We start from the raw sequence: 21,716 nt of genomic DNA on the forward strand, positions 1-21,716 counted from the left end.
TCGGAGATTTTGCGTCATGACAATGCCTATGCGCAACAGGCAAAGGACGTTGTCCCGTGTCGGATGATTCCTTCGAGCTCTACGACCTGAAGGTCGAGGTCGTCGCCCCGGAAGGCGCCACATTGTATTGTGGCGCAAAGCCCGGCGACTACTTCGAGCTCAGGGGGGAGATGCTTCACCTCCCGCCAAGCCAGGGCTTCTCGATCTACTCGCTTGCCGCGCTCCTGCCGCTCCTCCCGGCCAAGCAGCGCGCCACCCATCCGCACGACTGGATGTCCACGGATGCCGAGGTCGCCTGCCCGGACCCGAACTGCCCGAGCCGGTTCCGGATCAGCCGGATGGCGAAGCGCGTGTTCCGTCACGCGGAGGTCACGGCCGTCCCCCTGCCCGACCCGAAAGCCTGACATGACCGTCGAAACCATCGAACTCGTCCCCGGCTACCGCATCTCCCGCGTGTTGCGCGGGGGGTGGCAACTCGCCGGTGGGCATGGTGCCATTGAGACCGAGCGGGCGATCGCCGACATGTCGGCGTTCGTCGACCAGGGCGTCACAACCTTCGACTGCGCCGACATCTACACGGGCGTCGAGGAGATGATAGGCCTCTTCCGGGAGCGCATGCTCGCCGAGCGAGGCTCCGAGGCGCTTAAGTCCTTCAAGGTGCATACGAAGTTCGTGCCGGACTGGGACGCCCTCCCCCACGTCGATCGCGCCTACGTGCGCGACGTCATCGACCGCTCGCTGCGTCGCCTCAGGATGGAGCGTCTCGACTTGGTCCAGTTTCACTGGTGGAACTACGACGTGCCAAGTTCCGTCGAGACCGCGCTTATCCTCAAGGACCTCCAGGACGAGGGAAAGATCCATCAAATTGGGGGCACGAACTTCGATACCTCCCACACGCGAGCGATGCTCGACGCAGGCGTGCCGCTCGTGTCGATGCAAGCCCAATACTCGGTCCTCGACCAGAGGCCTGAGAACGGCTTGGTCGCGCTGTGCCAAGAGCGCGGCATGAAGCTATTGTGCTATGGCACTGTCGCAGGCGGCTTCCTGTCCGAACGGTGGCTCGGCGTGCCGGAGCCGCAGGAGCCCTACGCTAACCGTTCGCTCGTCAAGTACAAGCTCATCATCGACGATTTCGGCGGCTGGCCCCTGTTCCAGGAGCTTCTCGCGACCCTGAAGGAGATCGGGCGCAAGCACCAGGTCAGCTTGACGGCGGTGGCAACCCGGTGGGTCCTGGACCGGCCCGTAGTGGCCGGCGCGATCATCGGCGCCCGCTATGCCGAGCACTTGGCCGACAATCTCGACGTGTTTCGCTTCGCCCTCGACGACGAGGACATGGTCGCCATCGAACGGATTCTCGCGCGTAAGACCGGGCCCGAAGGTGACACCTACACACTTGAGCGGGATCGGGACGGCCGGCACGGTCGCATCATGCACTACAACCTGAGCAAGGCCTGACGGCCATGGTGCTCGACCAACCCCTCGCCCGGGCTGCTTTGGAGGAGGTAGCCGACCTGCATGCCTTCTTCGAGGCATGGCTTGGCGGAAGGCTCGACCGAACCCGCGCAGAGTTCTCCCGGCTGGAGAACGTCCTTGGCGACGAGTTCAGCATGGTGTCTCCCGGCGGAGCAAAGCTCCGGCGGTCCGACGTGACCTCGTGGATTTGGGACGCGCACGGCACGAGGGAGAACACGGCAGGGTTCCGCATCGTCGCCGTCGAGCCCGAGCTCCTGCTCCTGCGTCCGCCCTTGGTCGTTCTCCGATATGTGGAAGAGCAGGAAGCGGACGGCGTCGTGACGCGCCGCTGGGCGACCGCCGTGTTTGAAGTCAGCGCGAAGGCCGGAGGCGTACGATGGCTTGCCCTGCAGGAAACCTGGATTCCTTCAAGCTTTTGAGGACTATCCCGCTCGCCGCCCTTGCAAAACCCCCGCTGAGGCGGAACACTGCCTTCTGGCCGGGAGGAGCAAGGGCATGAGCCCACGACCGGCGATGAGACCAGGGGAGAGGTTCACCGTGCGCATTGCATCCATCGTTTCAGCCGCCGCCCTCGCGGCTACTCTCGCACCGCTGCCCGTCTCCGCGCAGCAGCCCTGCACCCATACGGTCGGCGTCGTCGTGGAGCTGACCGGTCCGGCCGGGCGCTTCGGCCAGGCCGCGGCCAAGTCCGTCGAGCTTGCCTTCAAGGAAATCAACGAGGCTGGCGGCGCCGCTGGCTGCCAGCTCGCCATGGACCTTCGGGATTCACAGAGCCAGGGCTCTGTCGCAGTCGATCAAGCCCGGCAGCTCGTCGACCTGAAGCGCGTGCCGGCGATCATCGGCGGAATCATCTCCTCGGTGTCGCTACCCGTTCTCACCTCGGTGACAGCACCAGCCGGCGTGGTTCAGATATCGCCCGCCTCTTCGTCTCCGACGCTAACGCGGATCGCTCAGGAGGGGAAGAGCAATGGCATCTTCTTCCGCACGATCACGTCGGACGCTCTCCAGGGGACAGCGGCTGCGAAATACGCGTTGGATCAGGGTCTGAAGAAGATCGCGATCATTCACGTCAACAACGACTTCGGCGTGAACATGGTGGCGGAGTTCAAGCGCGCCTACGAGGCTCTCGGGGGCGAGGTCACGTCGGTCACGCCCTACAACCAGAGCCAGGCCTCCTACGCCCCGGAAGTCACCCGAGCGCTTGCGGGCGACCCGCCGGCTCTCTACCTCGTCTCCTATCCGGGTGACGGCACGTCGATCGCGCGCACCTGGATCTCGCAGGGCGGTGAGCCGAAATTTCTCCTGAACGACGGGATGAACAGCGCCGACTTTATCCGCGACGTTGGCCCGCGCTACCTGAATGACGCTTTCGGGACATCCTCGGGCACCACGACAACGCCTTCGACCGAGCATTTCGCCAAGGCCTATCCGGCGATGTCCGGCGGCTTCGACGCCAATGCTCCGGCCGCCGATAGAGCCTACGATGCCGCAGCCATCCTCGGCCTCGCGGTGGCCCAGGCAGGCAAGTTCGAGGCGGCAGCCATCCGAGATTCGATCCGCAAGGTCACGGGAGGCGAAGGCGAGGTCATCCATGCCGGTCCGGACGGCTTCAAGAAGGCGCTCCAGTTGATCAAGGAAGGCAAGCCGGTCCGTTACGAGGGCGTCGTCGGCCCGGTCAGCTTCGATCAGTACGGCGACATCACTGGCCCGTTCCGGCTGTGGCGCATTCAGAACGGCGAGGTCACCACTATCGGACAGATGGGCGTCGACGAGGTCAACGCCATCAGAAACAAGGCTCCGTCGCGCTAGGGATCGAACGGCCCGGCATCCGAACCTGCCCGACGCGCCGTGTCCCGAGCAACGCACAGATCCACTATCCGTCAAGGCAGGCTTCGCACCGGACGTAGAGCCTGTCATATCTATTTTGGAGAAGGCCATGTCCCTGCGCCCCGACCGGACGATGCTCGCGCCCGGACTTGAAATCAGCCGCGTGATAACGGGCCTCTGGCAGGTTGCCGATATGGAGCGTGACGGCCACCTCTTGGACCGCGACACCGCAGCTGCCGCCATGGCGGACTACGCACGCGGCGGGTTCGACACCTTCGACATGGCCGACCATTACGGCAGCGCGGAGCTGATCACCGGTCGCTTCCTGAGCCTCCGGGCCGCAACGCACGATCAGCGTGCAGCGGCGTTTACGAAATGGTGCCCTACTCCAGAGCCGATGACCCCGGACGTCGTTCGCGCGGGCATCGAAGAGCGTCTGGAGCGGCTCGGCGTTTCGTGCGTCGACCTTCTGCAATTCCATTGGTGGATGTTCGAGCACCCGGGATACATCGACGCCATGAAGGAGCTCGTGGAGCTGCAACGTGAAGGACGCATTCGCTATCTCGGCCTAACGAACTTCGACACCGACCACCTGCGCCTCCTGGTGAAGCACGGCTTCCCCATCGTGTCGAACCAGGTCTCCTTCTCCCTGTTGGACCGCCGCGCGGCGGAGAACATGAGCGCGTTTTGTCTTGCAAACGGCGTACGCCTGCTTGCCTACGGCACTCTCGGAGGCGGCTTTCTCACCGACCGCTGGGTAGGAGCACCGGAGCCGAGCTCGGTCGCGGATTGGAGCAAGTCGAAATACAAGCGCTTCATCGATACGATCGGCGGATGGTCCGCACTCCAAACGATCCTTACAGCCCTTCAGGAGATTGCCCGCAAGCACAGCGTCTCGGTCGCGAATGTGGCCACGCGCTGGGTGCTCGAGCAGCCGGCCGTCGCGGCCGTCATCGTCGGGGCGCGGCTAGGCGAGCGCGAGCACCGCGCAGACAATGCGGCCCTGTTCTCATTCGCCTTGGACGAGGACGATAAGCTTCGGATTGACGAAGCGTTGGTTTCCAACCGGCGTATACCGGGCGATTGCGGCGACGAGTACCGCCGCCCTCCGTTTCTCACCGCGTCTGGCGATCTGAGCCATCATCTCGAGAGCTTTCCCCCTGTCCTCCGGGCCGTTCCGGTCGACAGCCATCCCGATCGCCTGCGCATCGACTCGGGCAGCATGTGGGAGCCCATCTGCGGCTACAGCCGCGCGGTGAGGATCAGCGACCGCATCCTCGTCAGCGGCACCACCGCCACGCATGGGACGGGCGAAGTGATCTGTCCAGGCGACGCCGAAGGGCAGACGGTCTACATCTTGGACAAGATCGCGGCGAGCATCGCCTCCTTAGGCGGAACGCTGGCGGACACGGTTCGGACCCGCGTGTATCTCAGCAATGCGGATCACTGGGAGCCTGTCTCCCGGGTTCATGGCCGCTACTTCGGCGCTGTCAGACCCGCTAACACGCTGCTTGAGGTCTCACGCCTCGTCGGAGAGTACGCCGTCGAGATTGAGGCCGAAGCCATTGTTGGTTAGAGGTACAGCAGCGGGGATCTTCGATGATCCGTTACGAGAACACCCCAACGGTCGTGGTCGTGCTGGTGCCGCTCCGAGGTACTGTCAGGTTGGCAACGGTCCAGCGTCTATGGCAGGGTCGCGGGTATGAGCACCACGTCCAATCCCTACCGGGGCTTCCGCTTTCCAGCCGAAATCATCAACCAGGCCGTCTGGTTGTATCACAGCTTCAGCCTGAGCTTGCGGGAAGTCGAACTGATCCTCGCGGCGCGAGGGATCGTGGTCAGCTACGAGACCATCCGTGAATGGAGCCTGCGCTTCCGGCGCGCCTATGCCAGGACACTTAAGCGGTGCCGGCCGCAACCCGGCGACAAATGGTTTCTGGATGGTGTGTCACGAACACATTTCTGAAGGAGGAGATGTGGAGCTGTACAAGAGATGAGGTTTGGCCCCTCGAGGTCTGCAGTCAGGTGCCGGCCTCAAACCCCTGCAAGCTGCGGTCGTCAAGAGCGGCCGTGGTGAGCGTTGCAGCCAAAGGCGGGATCCCAATCCCGTCAGGTACGATCCGGAGAGGCGAGCGAAAGCGAACCGCTGATGACGTGTCGAAATGCCAAAGATGATGTCAAAACCGGGGGGTCGTCCAGCTTCCGGGATCAGTTCGGGGGCTGTCCTGAAGACCGCCCGAGCGACATCCGGCATGTAGGCGGCGCGAAGCCGGATCAGGCTCTTGTATGGAACGTGAGAACCTGTCGCCCCGCTGCCAGGGGAGACGTCCAAGTGGCTCAAACCGCAAGGACCAGAGTACCGATGCGGGGCACAGGGGCGGAGCAGCTCGTAGTAGGGTGGAAGGTTCTGTAATGGGACTGGACCGAAGGGGCTGCAGTGTTCCGCCGCGGCGCAGAGCCAACCGGTAACGGGAGGAGCTCTGTGGTCACGGCAAAGCCGTTTTCCATTCCGAAGCGGGAAGTCTGGGAGGCCTTCCAGAAGGTGAAGGCCAACCAGGGAGCGGCTGGCGTAGACGGACAATCGATTGCGGAGTTTGAGGCTGATCTTGCGAACAACCTCTACCGGCTCTGGAACCGCATGTCCTCAGGGAGCTAATTTCCTCTTCCGGTCAGACGGGTTGACCTTCCCAAGGGCAATGGACAGACCCGACCATTGGGCATTCCCACGGTCGGCGACAGGATCGCCCAGGAGGTGGTCAAACGGTATCTGGAGCCGATCCTGGAGCCTGTCTTCCACGACGACTCTTACGGATATCGCCCCGGCCGATCGGCGATCGATGCACTCCGGCAGACCCGCCAGCGCTGCTGGCGGTTCGACTGGGTGCTCGATATCGACGTCCAGAGCTATTTCGACAGCATCGACTGGGAGCTGCTGCTCAAGGCGGTTCGTCATCATACGAATTGCCCGTGGGTGCTGCTCTACATCGAGCGCTGGCTGAAGGCTCCGGTCCAGATGCAGGACGGGAGCATCGTCCCGCGCACGGCAGGTACGCCTCAGGGCGGGGTGATCAGCCCCATTCTGGCGAACCTGTTCCTGCACTATGTGTTCGACGTCTGGATGGTGCGGAAGTTTCCCGCCATTCCGTTCGAACGCTATGCGGACGACATCATCTGCCATTGCCGCAGCGAAGAGGAGGCTCGCACGCTGTGGAGTGCCCTGGAGGTCCGCTTTCGGGCCTGCGGGCTGGTTCTTCATCCGGCAAAGACGAAGATCGTCTACTGCAAGGATACGAACCGGCATGGCGACTATCCGGTCCAGGCGTATGACTTCCTCGGCTATCGCTTTCGGCCGAGAAAGGCAGCCTGGCGCGGTGGTCGTTACGGCACGTCCTTCCTGCCTGCGGCGAGTCCGACGGCGCTGAAGGCGATCCGGCAGACGGTCCGAGGGTGGGCGTTCCACCACCGGACCGACAAATCCCTGGCAGATCTGGCGCGGATGTTCCGACCGTACAACCAAGGCTGGATCAACTACTACGGCCACTTCTACAAGTCGGCACTGACTTGGACGTTGCATCGCATCGATGCCTTCCTGATCCGCTGGGCCTGCAACAAGTTCAAACGGTTGCGCCGGCGGCCCAAGGGCGCAAGGGAGTGGTTGGTGCGGGTGATCCGAGCCAATCCACGCCTGTTTGCACGTTGGCGCTTTCTGCATGAAAATGGCCGAACATCGGGAGCCGTATGACGCGAGAGTGTCACGTACGGTTCTGGGAGCGCGCGGAGGTGAGATTCCCCCGCGCGACTCGCCAGACCTATATCACGGTCAGGGGCCGCTGGATGTACCTTTACCGAGCAATCGACAGCAAGGGTGACACGGTTGAATTCTGGTTCAGCGAGCGACGCAATTTGGCTGCTGCCAAACGGTTTCTGCGCAAGTCATTCAAGCGGCATGGTCGGCCCGAGAGGATCGTCATTGATGGCAGCCAAACCAACCATGAAGCGATCTTGTCGTGCGATGCAGAAAGCCGTCTACAGGATGGCTCAAGACGTCCGCTCGCTCCGATTAGGATCCGGCAGAGCCAATTCCTCAACAATCGCATCGAGCAGGATCATCGTGCCGTCAAAAGACGGATTCGCCCGATGCTTGGCTTCAAGTCCACGAACAGCGCTCGTGCGATCCTGGGTGGGATTGAGATGGTTCACATGATGCGGCAGGGGCAGGCGAAGTACGCCCACAGCTCGCAGCTATCCCTCTCCGAGCAGTTCAAGCGGCTCGCTGCATAGGAGTCTGCCGTTCAATCTGGCATTTCCTTGTCGATCACCCGAAATTGCGACAGTACCGCAGGAAGACACGGGTGGCGCTCATCGGGTCAATCCTCCGCAGCGGTACTGTTGGTCAGCAATCCTTTCCAAGCTAGGGTTTAAGGATCGATCCGGGAAGGGATGAGGCGCCGTTCTGGTCGTCTAGCGGCCGAATACCTTTGTCTCACTCCTAACCCACCAAGCACAGACCAAGGAGGATGCAATCATGCCAGTTATCCGCGTAAATGGGGAGGATTTCTTCGTCAACCTTGACGGACCCGCTACCGCTCCGGTTCTTCTTCTATCAAATTCGCTTAGCTCCGACCTCTCCATGTGGGACGATCAGGTGTCGGCATGGGCCCAACGGTTTCGGGTGGTTCGCTATGATCAGCGCGGGCACGGCGGCACTGTCGTCTCGGCAGAACCATATTCCATGGATCAACTCGGCCGCGATGCCATCGGCGTCATGGATGCGCTCGGGATCAAGCGGGCGCACTGGTGTGGGCTATCGCTCGGCGGTATGGTTGGAATGTGGATGCTCACGCATGCTCCAGAACGCATCGACAAAGCGGTGCTCGCCAACACGGCCGCCCACATGGGGCCGGTCGAACTATGGAACGGGCGTATTGAAACAGCACGGCGAGGTGGAATGAAGGCGCTCGTCGAGCCGACGATCGAACGCTGGTTTCCTGAGCACTTCCGACAGGCTGCGCCTGGCACCATGGATCGTATGCGCGCTATGATCCTGCGGACTTCGGTTGAGGGCTATACAGGATGTTGCGCAGCCATCCGCGACATGGATCAACGGACGGCAATCCGCGGCGTCACCAACTCCGTTCTGGTGATCATTGGCTCGCGTGATCCAGCAACAAAACCGGCTGATGGTGAGTTGATCGTATCATCGATCAGGAATGCCAAGTCAGTAACTGTCGACGCGGCTCATATCTCGAATATTGAGCAGCCAGAACTCTTCGCCTCGACGGTAATGAACTTCCTGGCCTGACCGCTAGGATACGACAGATACGGCGTATGGGCCGTTGCGTTCCTGCGATCAGGAGATGCAACGGTCTAGCCAGTCCTCTTCTTCACCCATGTGCAGCTCGCCCGAGATAGAGTTCGGCTGCTCTGTCATCAGCCAGCAAACTCGCCGCCTCACCGGCAAGAGCAACCTGTCCTCCATCCAAGATGCAGCCTCGGTCTGAGATCGCAAGCGACTGGCGGGCCCGCTGCTCGACCACGAGCACCGAAACACCGAGGTTCGGAAGCCGGCGGATCAGCTCGAAGGCGTCCGCGACCTTCGCCGGCGCAAGAGCCGCCGTGGGTTCATCAAGGATCATCAGACGCGGGCGCGTCATCAGCGCGCGTGCAAACGCCAGCTGCTGACGTTCGCCGCCTGAGAGACTGCCCGCCCGTGTCCGCTTGCGCTCGCCTAGGAGTGGGAACACCTCGAACAATTCAGCAATCCGCTTGCCTTGATCCTTTACCCCGACGACCACCTGCAGGTTCTCAAGGATGCTCAGGGATCCGAACACGTTAGCCACCTGGGGCACGTATCCAATGCCGCGAGCGATGCGAGTCTCGGTTGGATGCGGCGCCAAGTCCGCGCCCTCAAAAACGATACGGCCCTGTACGCGAGGCAAAAGGCCGACAATAGCCTTTGCGAGCGTCGATTTCCCGGCGCCGTTCGTCCCGGCAACCGTCAGGATCTCTCCCTTCTGCAGCGAGAGCGAAATACCGTTGAGGATATCCACATCGGCGTACCCGCCACGAACCTCATCGATTTCCAGTAGCGTCACGAGACACCTCCCAGATACGCTTCCCGGACGAGCGGATTGTCGAGCACTGTCTGCGGCGCACCCTGCGCAAGGACTTTGCCCCGATCCATGACCGCGAGCTGTGGCACGAGCCTGGTCAGCGCCTCGAGGTCGTGCTCGATGATGACAAAGCCGATGCCGCGCGTGTTGAGTTCGGTAATCCGCTCCATGATTTCGCCGATCAGCACCGGGTTCACGCCGGCAAAGGGCTCGTCAAGCAGAATCAGGCGCGGCTCGACCATCAGTGCCCGGCCAAGTTCCAGCAGCTTCTTCTGGCCTCCCGACAGCTTTCCGGAGGGCTGATCCGCCACCGCACTCAGTTTAAGGAAGCGGATCGTCTGATCGACACGCTCAGCGATCGCCCCCTCCTCCTCACGCACCCGACCCGGACGAAAGAAGAGGCCCAACAGGCTTTCCCCTGTCTGCTTCGGAGCCGCCGCCATCAAGTTCTCGCGGACCGTCAGATGTCGGAACTCGCGTGGCACCTGGAATGTTCGGATCATCCCGGCACGGGCTCGCGCCGGAGGTGACAGGTTGTCGAGGGATTGTCCATCCAACCGGATCTGTCCCTCATCGGCGGGAGCGAAACCCGACACGACCGAGAACAGAGTCGATTTCCCGGCCCCATTGGGACCAATAATGCCGAACAGGCTACCGGACTCGATGCTCAGGCGGACGCCGTCGAGGGCGCGGAAGCCGCCGAAGGCTTTGCTGATGTCATGGATCTCAAGACTCATCGCTTCGTATAATCCCCCATGAGACCCTGCGGGCGATACATGATGAACAACACCAAAAGGAGACCGACCGCCCCGATCCGCACCGAGGCCATATCGACTTCGGACACGCCGGGAACGATGTCGCGCAGGAAGCGCGATCCCTCCAAGAAAAGCATCAGGATGGCGGTGCCCACAATCGCACCGGAAACCCGCCCGACGCCGCCCATGATGATCGCCATCCAGACGTAGAACGTCACAAGAGGGATGAACTGATCCGGGACGATGTAGGTGATGTAATGGGCGTAGAATGCGCCCGCGATCCCGGCGAGGGCAGCACCGACCACAAGCACTTGGATCTTGAACCGGGCCGGATCCTTTCCGAGTGCCTGCACGGCCTCCTCGTTGTCGCGGATGGCTTCGATGAGGCGTCCGAACGGCGAGCCCGCGATGCGACGGATGATCCATGCCCCCACGAGGGTGACGGCCAAGACCGTAACCAAGACGGCCAACTGAGCCGCAGATCCCCCCAAGCCTTCGTAGAGCCGCGGAATGCCGGGGATGCCCTGGACGCCGTTTGTCAGCCACCTCTCGCTCGTGATGACGATCCTGACCACTTCGGAGAACCCGAGCGTGACGATCGCGAAATAATCGTCCCGCAGCCGAAGTGACACGAGGCCGAGGGGCCAGGCGGCGAGGCCGGCCAGGGCGGCAGCGGCCGCGAAACTGAAAACCAGTGGCACGCCCTTTAAGGCCAGCAGAGCACTGGTATAGGCCCCGATCGCAAAGAAGCCGACGTGCCCGAAGTTGATCAGGCCTGTTAGGCCATATTGAAGTGTCAGGCCCAGGCTCAGGATCACATATATGAGGGCAATGATGCCAATCGCGATGAAGTAGGCTTCCATCAGCGTGCTCCTTCCAGTCGGCCGAACAGGCCCCGCGGCCGTACGAGAAGAACGGCCAGCATGATGATGAAGGCCAAGGCGATCTTGTAGGTAAAGCCGACGAGCGGGGTCGAAACCTCCTGCACCACGCCCAAGATCAGGCCGGCAACTACGGCCCCGACCGGGGACCCGATGCCGCCTAGGATGGCCGCCGTGAAGGCCGGGAGCAGCATCTCCCAGCCGAATTCCGGAGTGACGATCGTCTTGATCCCCAGCATCATGCCGGCGACACCCGCCACGCTCCCCGCGAGCAGCCAGAGTGCGATCATCACACGATCCGGCCGAATGCCCGAGACTCGCGCAAGGTCCCGGTTATCCGCAACGGCCCGCATCTGACGTCCGATGGGCGTCAGGTACAGGATTGCAAAGACGAGCGCGAGAGCTGCGAGAGCCACGGCTGCCAATTGCAGGTCAAGGGGCGTAATCCTGACGCTGCCGAATACGTAGGGACGTGACAGCGGAACCTGGAAGACCTGTTGGCTGTGCCCGAAGGCAACGCCCAGGACAGCGCGAATGAAAAACGCGATGCCGATCGACGCCACCAGCAACGCGACCACGGATCGCTCGGCCAAGCGACGGAACACGGCTAGGTAGGCCAGGAGGGAGATCACGCCGGTCGCGATGATGGCGGCCAAGCCCCCCATCGCGATTGATCCGGTCGCTTTATGGGCTGATAGCGCCGCGTAGGCACCGAAGGTCATGAAGTCGCCGGTGGCGGCGTTCGGAAACCGGGCGATGCCGAACACAAGCGTGATGGACAGGGCCGCCAAGCCGATGACGAGGCCCTGGACAAGACCGTTTACAAGGAGCTGGGCATAGAACATGGATAACCTACAAACGGGGGCCACTCTGCCGAGGGACCCATAGCAGCACCCGGCTCGGTGGCCCGAGCCGGGCGGGGGAGCGGCCGCTAGATCTTAACGACATAGCGGCGGTTGAGCTGACCGCCCTCGATGAAGAAGACACCGAAGTCGGGCGTCACATCGCCGTACTGGTCGAAATCGAGCACCGAAGAAGCACCTTCGAAGTTGATCTTACCCTTCTTCAGCGCCTCCTTGGCCTCCGCATAGGTATAAACCTGCTGCCCCGCGGGGTTGGACACCTCACGGATCTTGGCGTTGATGGCAGCCGTGTCCGTGCCATTGGCCGCCTCGATCGCCAACGCCAGGGCATGAACCATATCCCAAGTCATGGCCGCATACACGTTCGACTGCCCCGGCTGTCCCGTCACCTTCCGGTAGGCCTCGTCATAAGCCTTGTAGGACGGAGCATTCTCGTTCGAGACCGAGTCGACCGAGATAACTCCCTCGACGACATCCGGACCGACCGCCTTCACCAAGTCGGGGCTAGCGGCCCAACCCGGCATGACCCACTTGACCGGCTGGCCGCTCTGATACCACTCGCGCATGATGATCGTGGTGTCGGCCAGGTACGAGCCGGTGACGATCACATCAGGGTTCGCTGCCAGGACTTTTTGCAGCTCTGAGCGATAGGTCGGCTGGTTTGGCTCGTACACGACATTTTCAACGACCTTGTGGCCCTTGGCCTCCCAGGCTTTACGGAAGCCTTCCGTGTTGCCGATCCCGGAAGCATTGTTGAAGGCCATTGTGGCGGGGCGCTTGAATCCTTCCTTTTCGCAGATCTCCGCGAATGCGCGACCGAAGCGGTCGTTGGTCGCTTGAAACCGATAGGACAGTCCCTTGGCGTTCGCAGGAGGCACGGACAGCGCCGGCGCGCCCGACGTGTTCATGAGGATGATGTTGGCGTCATTGGTCAATGGGACCACCGCGAGCGATACCCCAGACGACCAGGTTCCGAGAATTGCCTGAACCTTGTTGACATCGATGAGCTTTTTGGCCGCTAGGACTGCCGCCTGAGGGTTCGTCTGGGTATCTTCGGAAACAATCTCGATCTTGCGCCCGGCTGCGCCGCCGGCGGCGTTCACCGCCTCGGCTGCCGCAATGATCATCTTCTGCATGCCGGAACCAAACGGGCTGCCGGATCCTGTGACCGGGCAGAGGGCTCCGATGCGGAATGTGCCCTGGCTCTGCGCACGAAGGATGGACGGGGCACCGATCAGCGCCGTAGTGGCGCCAAGTGTACCTATAAATTGCCGGCGGGTGTAGGTCATGTGGATTCCCTTTCTGGTGCTCTAGGCGTGGAGCTCGTTCTTGTTGGAGTGTCTGCGTTCCGATGTGGCCGGCATCCGCAAGCGTTGGTCTGAAGGTCGGGACTGAGCCAGAGGTGCAGCCGATACCGGCAGCGAAGTCCCGGGACGTGTCAGGAGCGAACGTTCCCGTCTCGGTTGTCAGGAGCCCATTGCGTTACAAGCTTTGGCATCAGCGGACCTGCTCCTGGTGCGCCTTTGCCAGTTCGGCCAGGCTCGTGAACTGAAAGTCGTACCTCGGCGTTTCGCCGGGATCCATAGTGGCTCCGAAGCCCGTCTCCTGCTTGCGCCGGTAGATCCAACATGATGCAAGCCCCATATCGTTGGCCGGCTTGTGATCGTGGAACAGACTTTCCGCCGTGTGAAGGATATCGGTCCTGGCAAGCCCCATACCCTGGAGCTTTTCGAGCATGTACTCGAAATTCCGCAGGCTCGGCTTGTACGATCCGATGTCCTCCGCGGTGAAGATGGCATCGAATTCAACCTGAAGCCGCCGGTTGCTGTAGCTGAATGTCTCATTGTCGACATTCGACAGGATTGCAAGCTTGTAATGCTTTTTGAGATACTGGAGCGCATCGGCCGAATCCGGAAAAGCCGGCCAGTTGCGAACGGAGCGACCATAGACCACGCAATCCTCGTGGGAGACAGAGACGCCCCATTGCTCGGCGAGGCGTTTGTAGACAATGCTCAAGAGATTCCGGTAGAGCATCGACGGCGTCTGTCGCTGTTGCGACGACTCATGGCGCGCATGAGCCTCCAGGATTTCGTTCCGCGTGAGAGGCCGATCCATCATGCTGGTGAGGGGCTTCAGGGCCTCGACCATCCCGCTTTCCCAGTCAATCAGAGTTCCGTAGCAGTCGAAGGTCAGAACCTTGAAATCGGTGAGACGCATCTTGGCTTTCTCCTATGTTACGCTACTGCGGAGCGATATTGCCCTGGGAAGCGCACTGCCGGCGTGGCCGGGCGCGGGCGCCAGAGGCGGTCCACGCCCGGACGGACGAGTCGTCCAACCCGATCGGCAGGCTCCATCGATCAGGCTGCCAGTTCATCCTTCACAAAGCGTCCTGCCCTCATGATCGCCGGCATGCGCCGCCCTTGGCCAGTGAGGAGCGACAAGTCCTTCAAGGGATCGCCGTCGACGACGATGAGATCCGCATGGGCGCCGGCCTCGACAACACCGAGCTTTCCCTCTTGCTTGACAACCTTAGCAGCGTTGATCGTGGCGGAGCGGATGACCTCGATCGCAGGCAGAACCTCACCGCGCAGGATGAACTCATCGGATTGATGCTGGTGCATCTCGCCGAGAAGATCCGAGCCGTATGCCATCATGACGCCTGCGTCGTGCAGGGTTTGAAGGGCAGCAAGGCCCTGGCTGCGCACGTCCTCGATCTTGGCAACCGATTCGGGCGGCAGGCCGAAGGAGGCACCTTCCTTGGCCAGATAATCAAACGTCACATTGGTTGGCACCACATAAGCGCCTTTTTCCTTCGCGAGCCGCGCCGTTTCGGCTGAGATCAGGTTGCCATGCTCGATGGACTCGACCCCGAGCTCTACGGCTCTGCGGATAGCCTCATCTGTGTAAAGATGGGCGGCGACATAGGTTTGCGCGTTGCGTGCCTCCTCGACCGCGGCGCGGATCTCGTCTGCGGACAAGCCGAGGAATGCGATCGGATCCGTCGGCGATGACACACCGCCATTGGCCATGATCTTGATGAACTGAGCGCCGGCCTTGATCTCCTCGCGGGCAGCCCGGCGAACCTCGTCCACTCCGTCGACGACCCGGCCAAGGGTGCCGGCCTTGTCCGCGTAGTAGTCGACGTTGCGGGCGTGATACCTACCGCGGTAATCGGTGTGACCGCCGGTTTGCGAGAGGGCCTTGCCGCAGATGACGAGACGCGGAGCCTCGATCAATCCCTCCTCGATCGCCATGACGAGACCATGATCGGCGCCACCCAAATCGCGGACGGTGGTGAAGCCACGCATCAGCATCTCGCGCATGATCTTGGCGGAGCGGAGCGCCACGAGTGTGTTCGGCAACTCGGCGTTGGCACCGAGATTGGCGACGGTGGCAATGACGTGAACGTGGCAATCGATCAGGCCGGGCATCAAGGTCTTGCCGGCGAGGTCGATCACACGGGCGGAAGAAGACGTGATAGGTCCGTCGGATACCTCACGGATCTCGCCGTTCTCCACGAGAACGTTGTGGTCGGCAAGAGCTTCGTTTCTCCGTCCGTCGAGGATGCTGGCGTTCTTGAACAGGATAGCGGACAACGCAGATCTCCTATGAGCAATGGCTTTTACTTGCGGGATTTCGTTAGGGCGGAAATGAGCAGGGGCGTGAAGGAGCGCACGACGGCGACCTGATCCTCACTGGTATAGGCCCCTTCCTGGTCCAGGACATTCAGGGTTCCAAGGATCTCCCCACCCTCCTGCACGGAAACGTTGATGACGCAGCCGAGCCCGAGGCTTTCGATCAGCTCATGGTCGGGAAAAGCCCAGCGGATCGCTTCTTTGTCGCGACCGAGGAAAGTCTGCTTGCGCGTCAGCACGAGATCGCCCCAGGGGGTCGGTCCCATGCGCTTGCGGCCTTGCACCGGGTAGGCTTCCGGCTGGGACGAGTAGACCCGCTCCACCTCCTCGCCGCCCTCGCAGCGCACGAGGATGGTAAAGAGCCGATGCCCGATCAGGTCGCTGATGGCCTTCTCGACGGCACGATACGCTGCCTCAGGCGAGGCATTCTGCGCAATCGCGTCAGTAACAGAGAGATAAGCTTGAAGCAGTTGGTTGTTCATACGACTGGAGCTTTCTGTGAGCGTTCAGGGAGGAATCCGTCAGGACGTAACGTTAACACGATGACCAACCCGATCCCGACGGCTATCTCGCGAAGGGCGGCAGCTTGCAGGGCCGTTACCCCAGGAGCGATTTCGGCAAGGAACCGTGTCGCCTCGAGGAAGGCGACGAGAAGATATGCGCCGAGCACCGCACCCGCGGGGCGAGCGTTTCCACCGGCCGTGACCGCAAGAAAAATATAGATCGTGATCAGTGGCTGGAATTGATCCGGGGCGACGTAGCTCGTGTAGTGGCCGTAAAGCGCACCCGCTAGACCTGCAATGGCAGCTGCGAGGGAAAAGGCTTGAGCCTTGAAGCGCACGATGCTTTTGCCTGCCACCGAGGCAACCGTCTGGTCCTCCCGGACAGCGCGCAACGCTCGCCCCCAAGGAGATGCGAGAAGCCTGCGTTGAAGCCCATAGACCAGGATAACGGCCGCGACGGTGATCAATAGGGTTCCGAGATGGAACCAGACCCCCGTGTCACGGGCGATCATGACCGGAACGCCGGAAATGCCATCGGTGCCGCCGGTGAGCCAGACCTCGTTCGAAGCCACGATGCGCACGATCTCTGCAAAGCCGAGCGTCACGATCGCGAGGTAGTCATCACGCAGGCGAAGCGTCGAGAAGCACACCAGCAGGCCGGCGAAGCCTCCAGCCAGCACGGCCGCGGAAACCCCGACCACGATCGGCGTGTGCTCCCATGTGGTGAGCATCGCCGAGGCATAGGCACCGACCGCAAAGAACCCAGCAAGGCCAAGATTGACGAGCCCCGCCAATCCCCAAGACAGCATGAGGCTCTGCGCCAACAGCGCGTAGATCGAGCCGACGACGAGCATAAACAGGATATAGGTCAGCATGGTGTCAGCCCGCCTTGCTACCGAGGAGACCTGAAGGCCGGATCACGAGCACCACAAGGATCACGATGAAGCCGACAGCGAGGCGGTACGCGGGAGCCAGCGCAAGCACCGTGAACTCTTCCACGATGCCAATGACGAAGGCTCCCGCGACGGCCCCGGGAATGCTCCCGAGCCCACCCAGAACTGCGGCGGCGAACACCGAGAGGAGCACGCGCCCGCCCAGAAGAGGGTCGATGGACGTGTCCAGGCCAATGAGCGTGCCTCCGACGCCACACAAGCCGCTGCCGACCGCGACCGTGACCAGCGCGATCAAGCGAGGGTTGATCCCTTTCAAACGCGCCAGGTCGGCATTGTCGGCCACCGCTCGCATCGAGCGGCCGAGTGACGAGAATGACAGAAAGGTCCAGACCGCAACCATGATCGCAAGAGCGAAGATGAAGTTGGTGATCTGCTGCGGCCCGATCCGGATCGGGCCGAAGACGAGGTCGCGAGCCAATGGAAGGTCGAACGCCCTTAAATCGTTGCCGAAGAAAAAGCGAACAACGTTCTCGATCACCATCGCCATGGCAAGCGATCCGATGGCTTTCATCAGCGCCCCGCCCCGTCCAAGTCGTTCCAGCGCGCCGTACTCGAGCGCCGCCCCGAGGATCGCCGCGCTCACGAAGGCTACGACGATCGCCGCGACGATCGGAAGTCCAAAAGTGACGTTCGCGACCCAGGCGATGTATGCGCCGGCCGTAGCCAGCGCACCGATCGCAAAATTCGGGAACCGCAACACCGCGAAGATGGCGCTGAAGCCGAGCGCCGGAATTGCCAGGAGCGCTCCAGCGATCACGCCGTTGACAAGGGCTTGGAGGACCGCGTCGACCATCACGCAATCTTCAGCAAGGTGATCTTACCGCCCTTGACCTGCTCATAGCGGAATTTGGCATCGGTGATGTCGCCGATGTCGGTGAAGTCGCAGGGGCCGGAAGCGCCATCATAATCGACCTTCTTGCCATCGGCGATCAGCTTCAGTCCGTCGACAGCGGTTTCGACGCGCTCTCCGCCGCCCTGCGATACCTTGCGCACGTTGTCCTTGATAATGGTGCCGGTGTCGCCCTTGCCGACCGCCATGGCCATAGCGATCAGATTAAGATGGTCGTAGACTTGGCAGCTATACGTGTCGGGTGAGTCGACGCCGAGGAGACGTGACACGTTCTTGTAGGCGTTGCTGCCTTCGGCAGGAGACGGAGACAGGGTGTAGATGCCCTCGCTCACATCCGGCGGAAGCGCGTCCACAAGCTGCTTGTTCACGGAATAACCGAAGCCGAACAGGCTGCCGCGATAGTTGGCGCGGTAGAGATCGCGGACGAGCACGGCGGTATCGTTGGTATAGCCGCCCATCACGATCGCATCGGGCTTGCCGCGCAGCACCTGATCAACCTCGGTGCGCAGGGTTGTCTTCTTGTCATCGTAGATCAGCGAGGTTGTTTTTCCGCCAGCCGCCGTGACGGTCTTGGTCAGCGCCGCAAACTGCGAGTCGGTGAAGGGCGTCTGCGGCGAGACAAACGCCACGGTCTTGGCGTTGGCGCCAAGTGCAAACTCTCCGAACTTGGTGCCTTGCAGGGTCGTGGTTGGCTGCGTTCGGATCAGAAAACCCTGGTGGGGGAGTAGGGTGATAGGTTCCGCGCCGGAAACAGTCGAGAGGAACACGCCGGACTGTGAGCATACCGGCACAACTGCCGTAGTGACCGCAGAGGCCCAGGTGCCGATGATGGCGGAGACCTTGTCGATGTCGATGAGCTTGCGCGCGGCGCGCAGACCCGCTTCGGGGCTGGTCTGGTCGTCTTCCGAGATGATGAGCAGTTGACGTCCGAGAACGCCGCCTGCTTTGTTGATCTCGTCGGCAGCCTTCTTCACAGTAGTCGCCATGGACGGGCCGTAGGAGCCTCCCGAGCCGGTGAGCGGGGTCAGCGTTCCGAGCTTGATAGGACCGGTCTGTGCCCGCAAGATCGCCGGCATTGCCACCGTTCCGGCGAAGGCGACGCCAGCGCCGAGGATATGTCTGCGCAAGATTTCTGTCATGATACTGTCCTCTTCAGTGACGCGGGAGATTGGCCTGCTGGCTCACCCCGGTTGGTTTGGTGGCTCGTCCGCCCAGGAAAAGCCGGCGGATATCGGGATCGTTGGCGACGGTTTCGGCCGGTCCATCAAGGTGATTTCGTCCATCAACGAGTACATAGGCGCGGTCGGAGACCTCGAGAGACTCAAGCGCGTTCTGCTCGACCATGAGAATCGCTATGCCCTCATTGGCGATGCTGCGGATGTACTCGAAGAGCTCGTGCGCTGCCTTCGGACTGAGACCCGCCGTAGGCTCGTCGAGCAGAAGTGCGCGGGGCTTGCCCATGAGAGCCATCGCCATGGCGAGGATCTGGCGTTGTCCGCCTGACAGGCTCTTGGCCGAAATTCGGCGCTTGTCGAACAGCATCGGAAATCGTGCGTAAGCCTCTTCCATCCGCCTTTTTGCCGAGCTGCGCTCAAACAGGCAGCTGACCTCAAGATTCTCTGCGATCGTGAGCAATCCAAAAATATTGCGCTCCTGCGGCACGAAGCCGAGACCTGCCTTCGCGATGGCCTGCGGCGACTGACCGGTGATGTCGTCGCCCCCGATCAAAACCTTACCCTGCGACGGGGACAGCAATCCGGAGATCAGCTTCAGCGCAGTCGACTTACCGGCGCCGTTTGGTCCGATAATGGTGACAACCTCGCCTGTGTCCGCGCTCAGGGCTACACCCTTCACGATATGCTCGGCCGAGGCATAGCCGCCGACGATGCCTTCGACATCCAACAATCTCATCGGCGTCCTCCAAGGTACGCATCCTGAACGTCGCGGTTTTCTCGCACGTCGTCGAAGGTTCCTTCAGCAAGTGTCCGGCCCTGCGCCATGACGATCACGCGCTTGCAGATGCGCTCAATCAGCGCCATGTCGTGCTCGATGAGCAGCACCGTCATGCCCTCGGACACGAGCGCAAGCAGATGGTCGCCGATTTCCTCCGCGAGCGTGGGATTCACGCCGGCTGCCGGCTCGTCGAACAGAATCATGCGAGGCTCGGCCATCAGGGCTCGCCCAATCTCCAGGAGCTTCTTCTGCCCCCCGGAGAGAGCCGTCACCTTGTTGTCGATAACGTGAGACAGCCGCAGACGCGCAGCGATGGACAAGGCTTTCTCCGCTAGTTCCGCCTCACGCTGTCGCGCACTCACCGACCCAGCCAGGGCGGCACCGATCCGTTCACCAGGCTGTTGCGCGCCATAGACCATCAGGTGCTCGAAGACCGAGAGCTTGGGAAAACCGCGTGCGATCTGAAACGTCCGAACAAGCCCGAGTCGGGTGATTTTGTGAGGGCTTAAGCGCTCGATGGAGTGGTCCAGGAATCTGATGGATCCGGAATTTGCCCTGTAAAGGCCGGAGATGACGTTGAACATCGTCGTCTTTCCGGCCCCGTTCGGCCCGATCAGTCCGGTCACGACTCCAGGTTCGACGTGAAACGACGCCCCGTCCAAGGCCTTCAGTCCTCCAAAGGCGATACGGATCCCGTCAACGGCCAAGGGATATGTCGATGTATTATGGGTTGCTACCATGGATGTCTTTGCGTGTGCATGCACGTTCATCGCCCTCTCATCGCTCCCTGATGCCGTGGCGCGGCCGAGGAAATTTCACCGTCAGCTAGGCTCTGCTTCGAATCGGCTGAACCTACAGGGTGTTCATCATTCTTCAGCATGAACTCACGACGCATCTTCTCTTTCCAGAAATTGAGCAGCGCTTCGAAGTAGACTGGATCGTCTCTCGTGGCGGATTGAGCGATCATCCCGCGGATCAGGCACATCGTCGCGTTCATCAGCACGAGCGCATGCTCGACCTCGACGCCAACCTGCCCTGCGAGTTCAGCCCACACGGAGTTGAGGCCCGCGTGAAATTCCTGGACGACCGGAATGATAGCCGAACGGAACGTCTTGTTGTGCCGCGCCTCAGGCAAATACTCCATTGTGACGTAGAACAGGCGGTCGTTCATCATCTGCCACAGGTAGTCGACGATCTTGTCGGACGTCCCTCCAGATTGACGTATTCCCTCGGCCATTTTGTGAAGGCCGGCCGTCGCATCGCGCAGTTGATGGGAGATTGCCGCCGCAATGATTTCCTCTTTCGAGCTGAAGTGATGCGTCAGTGCACCTCGCGACACTCCGGCAGCCTCGGCGATGTCGGATGTCGACATGCGGTAAAGCCCACGGTCATGCAGCAGATCGATCGTCGCATTGAGCAGCTTGAGCGTTGTGTCGGCAGTACGCTCCTGCTGTGTTTTCCTCCGGCTGCGGGGCTTCATTCCGGTTCTCCCGTGGCGTTGGAGACTGGCACCAGAATTACAAACAAACAAGCCTGTTTGTTTATCAGACGTGCCGAACTTTCGTATGATTTGCCTCGGTAATAGGCATGCTGACTCCTTACCCTGCACTGCAAGTCTGCGTTCAACAATTTGCGATAGGATAGTATAGCATAGGCCTAGAAGGTGGATTGATGACTCCCTCTCCGCTGTGGAGAGAGAAACCGAGTGGCTGCGCGTTTCACGTCCGATGCTCTGGCCAGTTGTTAGAGGTCCTGCCTTGCTGGCGAGCAGCTAACCTGGCAGGGGCGTTATCCCGGAAGCGGCGTGACTTAGAGTCAGGCCGCTCTCTAGGCGCATCAGAATATCAATGGAATTGAGTTCTCATTTGCGCATCTGATCCGCCGCCTCCATGTCTCAATCCCAGAGGGCA

Annotated in this window: 22 protein-coding genes and 2 pseudogenes; 10 read left to right on the forward strand and 14 right to left on the reverse strand. The window is 61.4% G+C overall.

All coding sequences use genetic code 11. The features are described from left to right. The first annotated feature begins 56 nt into the window (after positions 1-56). The 10 genes and pseudogenes from OCW50_RS16185 to pcaD all read left to right on the forward strand — a co-directional run bounded on the left by OCW50_RS16185 (position 57) and on the right by pcaD (position 8,602). Positions 57-404, forward strand: a complete 348-nt coding sequence (locus tag OCW50_RS16185) for a TIGR04076 family protein (RefSeq protein ID WP_262298220.1) — start codon at positions 57-59, stop codon at positions 402-404. 1 nt (position 405) lies between these two features. Beyond that, entirely contained in the window at positions 406-1,455 is a 1,050-nt protein-coding gene (locus OCW50_RS16190; protein ID WP_262298221.1) for an aldo/keto reductase, read from the forward strand. A gap of 8 nt (positions 1,456-1,463) precedes the next feature. Next, complete coding sequence (locus tag OCW50_RS16195) at positions 1,464-1,892, forward strand: hypothetical protein (RefSeq protein ID WP_262298222.1); 429 nt, start codon at positions 1,464-1,466, stop codon at positions 1,890-1,892. A 76-nt stretch (positions 1,893-1,968) separates the two neighbouring features. After that, entirely contained in the window at positions 1,969-3,282 is a 1,314-nt protein-coding gene (locus OCW50_RS16200; protein WP_262298223.1) for an ABC transporter substrate-binding protein, read from the forward strand. A 127-nt stretch (positions 3,283-3,409) separates the two neighbouring features. After that, entirely contained in the window at positions 3,410-4,876 is a 1,467-nt protein-coding gene (locus OCW50_RS16205) for an aldo/keto reductase (protein WP_262298224.1), read from the forward strand. Between the two features lie 126 nt (positions 4,877-5,002). Next, on the forward strand, positions 5,003-5,266 hold the full coding sequence (locus OCW50_RS16210) for a hypothetical protein (protein ID WP_373371425.1): 264 nt from the start codon (positions 5,003-5,005) through the stop codon (positions 5,264-5,266). Positions 5,267-5,782: 516 nt separating this feature from the next. Continuing rightward, positions 5,783-5,956: a hypothetical protein gene (locus tag OCW50_RS33690; protein ID WP_506323698.1), complete on the forward strand. Its 174-nt coding sequence runs from the start codon at positions 5,783-5,785 to the stop codon at positions 5,954-5,956. Between the two features lie 15 nt (positions 5,957-5,971). Further along, positions 5,972-7,042: pseudogene (gene ltrA / locus OCW50_RS16215) on the forward strand (group II intron reverse transcriptase/maturase); the annotation flags it as partial. 62 nt (positions 7,043-7,104) lie between these two features. Further along, a pseudogene (locus tag OCW50_RS16220) lies at positions 7,105-7,581 on the forward strand (IS6 family transposase); the annotation flags it as partial. 244 nt (positions 7,582-7,825) lie between these two features. Beyond that, a complete protein-coding gene (gene pcaD, locus OCW50_RS16225; protein WP_262298225.1) occupies positions 7,826-8,602 on the forward strand; it encodes a 3-oxoadipate enol-lactonase in 777 nt (258 codons plus the stop codon). A gap of 82 nt (positions 8,603-8,684) precedes the next feature. On the opposite strand, the gene OCW50_RS16230 is transcribed toward pcaD, so the two are convergent. The 14 genes from OCW50_RS16230 to OCW50_RS16295 all read right to left on the reverse strand — a co-directional run bounded on the left by OCW50_RS16230 (position 8,685) and on the right by OCW50_RS16295 (position 21,286). Beyond that, positions 8,685-9,395: an ABC transporter ATP-binding protein gene (locus OCW50_RS16230; RefSeq protein WP_262272268.1), complete on the reverse strand. Its 711-nt coding sequence runs from the start codon at positions 9,393-9,395 to the stop codon at positions 8,685-8,687. Then, positions 9,392-10,150 carry an ABC transporter ATP-binding protein gene (locus OCW50_RS16235; RefSeq protein WP_262298226.1) on the reverse strand — a complete coding sequence of 253 codons (759 nt, stop codon included), beginning with the start codon at positions 10,148-10,150 and terminating at the stop codon, positions 9,392-9,394. Before OCW50_RS16235 ends, OCW50_RS16230 begins: the two co-directional genes overlap by 4 nt. Continuing rightward, positions 10,147-11,031 (reverse strand): branched-chain amino acid ABC transporter permease, encoded by an 885-nt coding sequence (locus OCW50_RS16240; RefSeq protein ID WP_262272266.1) that lies wholly within the window; start codon positions 11,029-11,031, stop codon positions 10,147-10,149. Before OCW50_RS16240 ends, OCW50_RS16235 begins: the two co-directional genes overlap by 4 nt. Further along, positions 11,031-11,894 carry a branched-chain amino acid ABC transporter permease gene (locus OCW50_RS16245; protein WP_262272265.1) on the reverse strand — a complete coding sequence of 288 codons (864 nt, stop codon included), beginning with the start codon at positions 11,892-11,894 and terminating at the stop codon, positions 11,031-11,033. The genes OCW50_RS16240 and OCW50_RS16245 overlap by 1 nt, the downstream gene beginning before the upstream one ends. A gap of 86 nt (positions 11,895-11,980) precedes the next feature. Continuing rightward, the gene (locus OCW50_RS16250) at positions 11,981-13,201 is read right to left on the reverse strand and encodes an ABC transporter substrate-binding protein (protein WP_262298227.1); all 1,221 of its coding nucleotides are present in this window, start codon (positions 13,199-13,201) and stop codon (positions 11,981-11,983) included. Between the two features lie 208 nt (positions 13,202-13,409). Then, positions 13,410-14,129, reverse strand: coding sequence for a haloacid dehalogenase type II (locus OCW50_RS16255; RefSeq protein ID WP_262298228.1), 720 nt, complete (start codon positions 14,127-14,129; stop codon positions 13,410-13,412). Between the two features lie 140 nt (positions 14,130-14,269). Then, positions 14,270-15,508 (reverse strand): metal-dependent hydrolase family protein, encoded by a 1,239-nt coding sequence (locus tag OCW50_RS16260; protein WP_262298229.1) that lies wholly within the window; start codon positions 15,506-15,508, stop codon positions 14,270-14,272. 26 nt (positions 15,509-15,534) lie between these two features. Further along, entirely contained in the window at positions 15,535-16,029 is a 495-nt protein-coding gene (locus OCW50_RS16265; protein WP_262298230.1) for a GAF domain-containing protein, read from the reverse strand. Then, positions 16,026-16,925, reverse strand: a complete 900-nt coding sequence (locus tag OCW50_RS16270; RefSeq protein ID WP_262298231.1) for a branched-chain amino acid ABC transporter permease — start codon at positions 16,923-16,925, stop codon at positions 16,026-16,028. The genes OCW50_RS16265 and OCW50_RS16270 overlap by 4 nt, the downstream gene beginning before the upstream one ends. A 4-nt stretch (positions 16,926-16,929) precedes the next feature. Then, on the reverse strand, positions 16,930-17,796 hold the full coding sequence (locus OCW50_RS16275; protein WP_262298232.1) for a branched-chain amino acid ABC transporter permease: 867 nt from the start codon (positions 17,794-17,796) through the stop codon (positions 16,930-16,932). Beyond that, entirely contained in the window at positions 17,796-18,992 is a 1,197-nt protein-coding gene (locus tag OCW50_RS16280; protein ID WP_262298233.1) for an ABC transporter substrate-binding protein, read from the reverse strand. The genes OCW50_RS16275 and OCW50_RS16280 overlap by 1 nt, the downstream gene beginning before the upstream one ends. A gap of 13 nt (positions 18,993-19,005) precedes the next feature. Continuing rightward, positions 19,006-19,764 (reverse strand): ABC transporter ATP-binding protein, encoded by a 759-nt coding sequence (locus OCW50_RS16285; protein WP_262298234.1) that lies wholly within the window; start codon positions 19,762-19,764, stop codon positions 19,006-19,008. Beyond that, positions 19,761-20,576, reverse strand: coding sequence for an ABC transporter ATP-binding protein (locus OCW50_RS16290; RefSeq protein WP_262298235.1), 816 nt, complete (start codon positions 20,574-20,576; stop codon positions 19,761-19,763). Before OCW50_RS16290 ends, OCW50_RS16285 begins: the two co-directional genes overlap by 4 nt. Beyond that, positions 20,573-21,286, reverse strand: a complete 714-nt coding sequence (locus OCW50_RS16295) for a TetR/AcrR family transcriptional regulator (protein WP_262298236.1) — start codon at positions 21,284-21,286, stop codon at positions 20,573-20,575. Before OCW50_RS16295 ends, OCW50_RS16290 begins: the two co-directional genes overlap by 4 nt. Positions 21,287-21,716 lie beyond the last annotated feature (430 nt).

It is taken from the genome of Microvirga sesbaniae, from assembly GCF_025460805.1.
Lineage (GTDB): Bacteria > Pseudomonadota > Alphaproteobacteria > Rhizobiales > Beijerinckiaceae > Microvirga > Microvirga sesbaniae.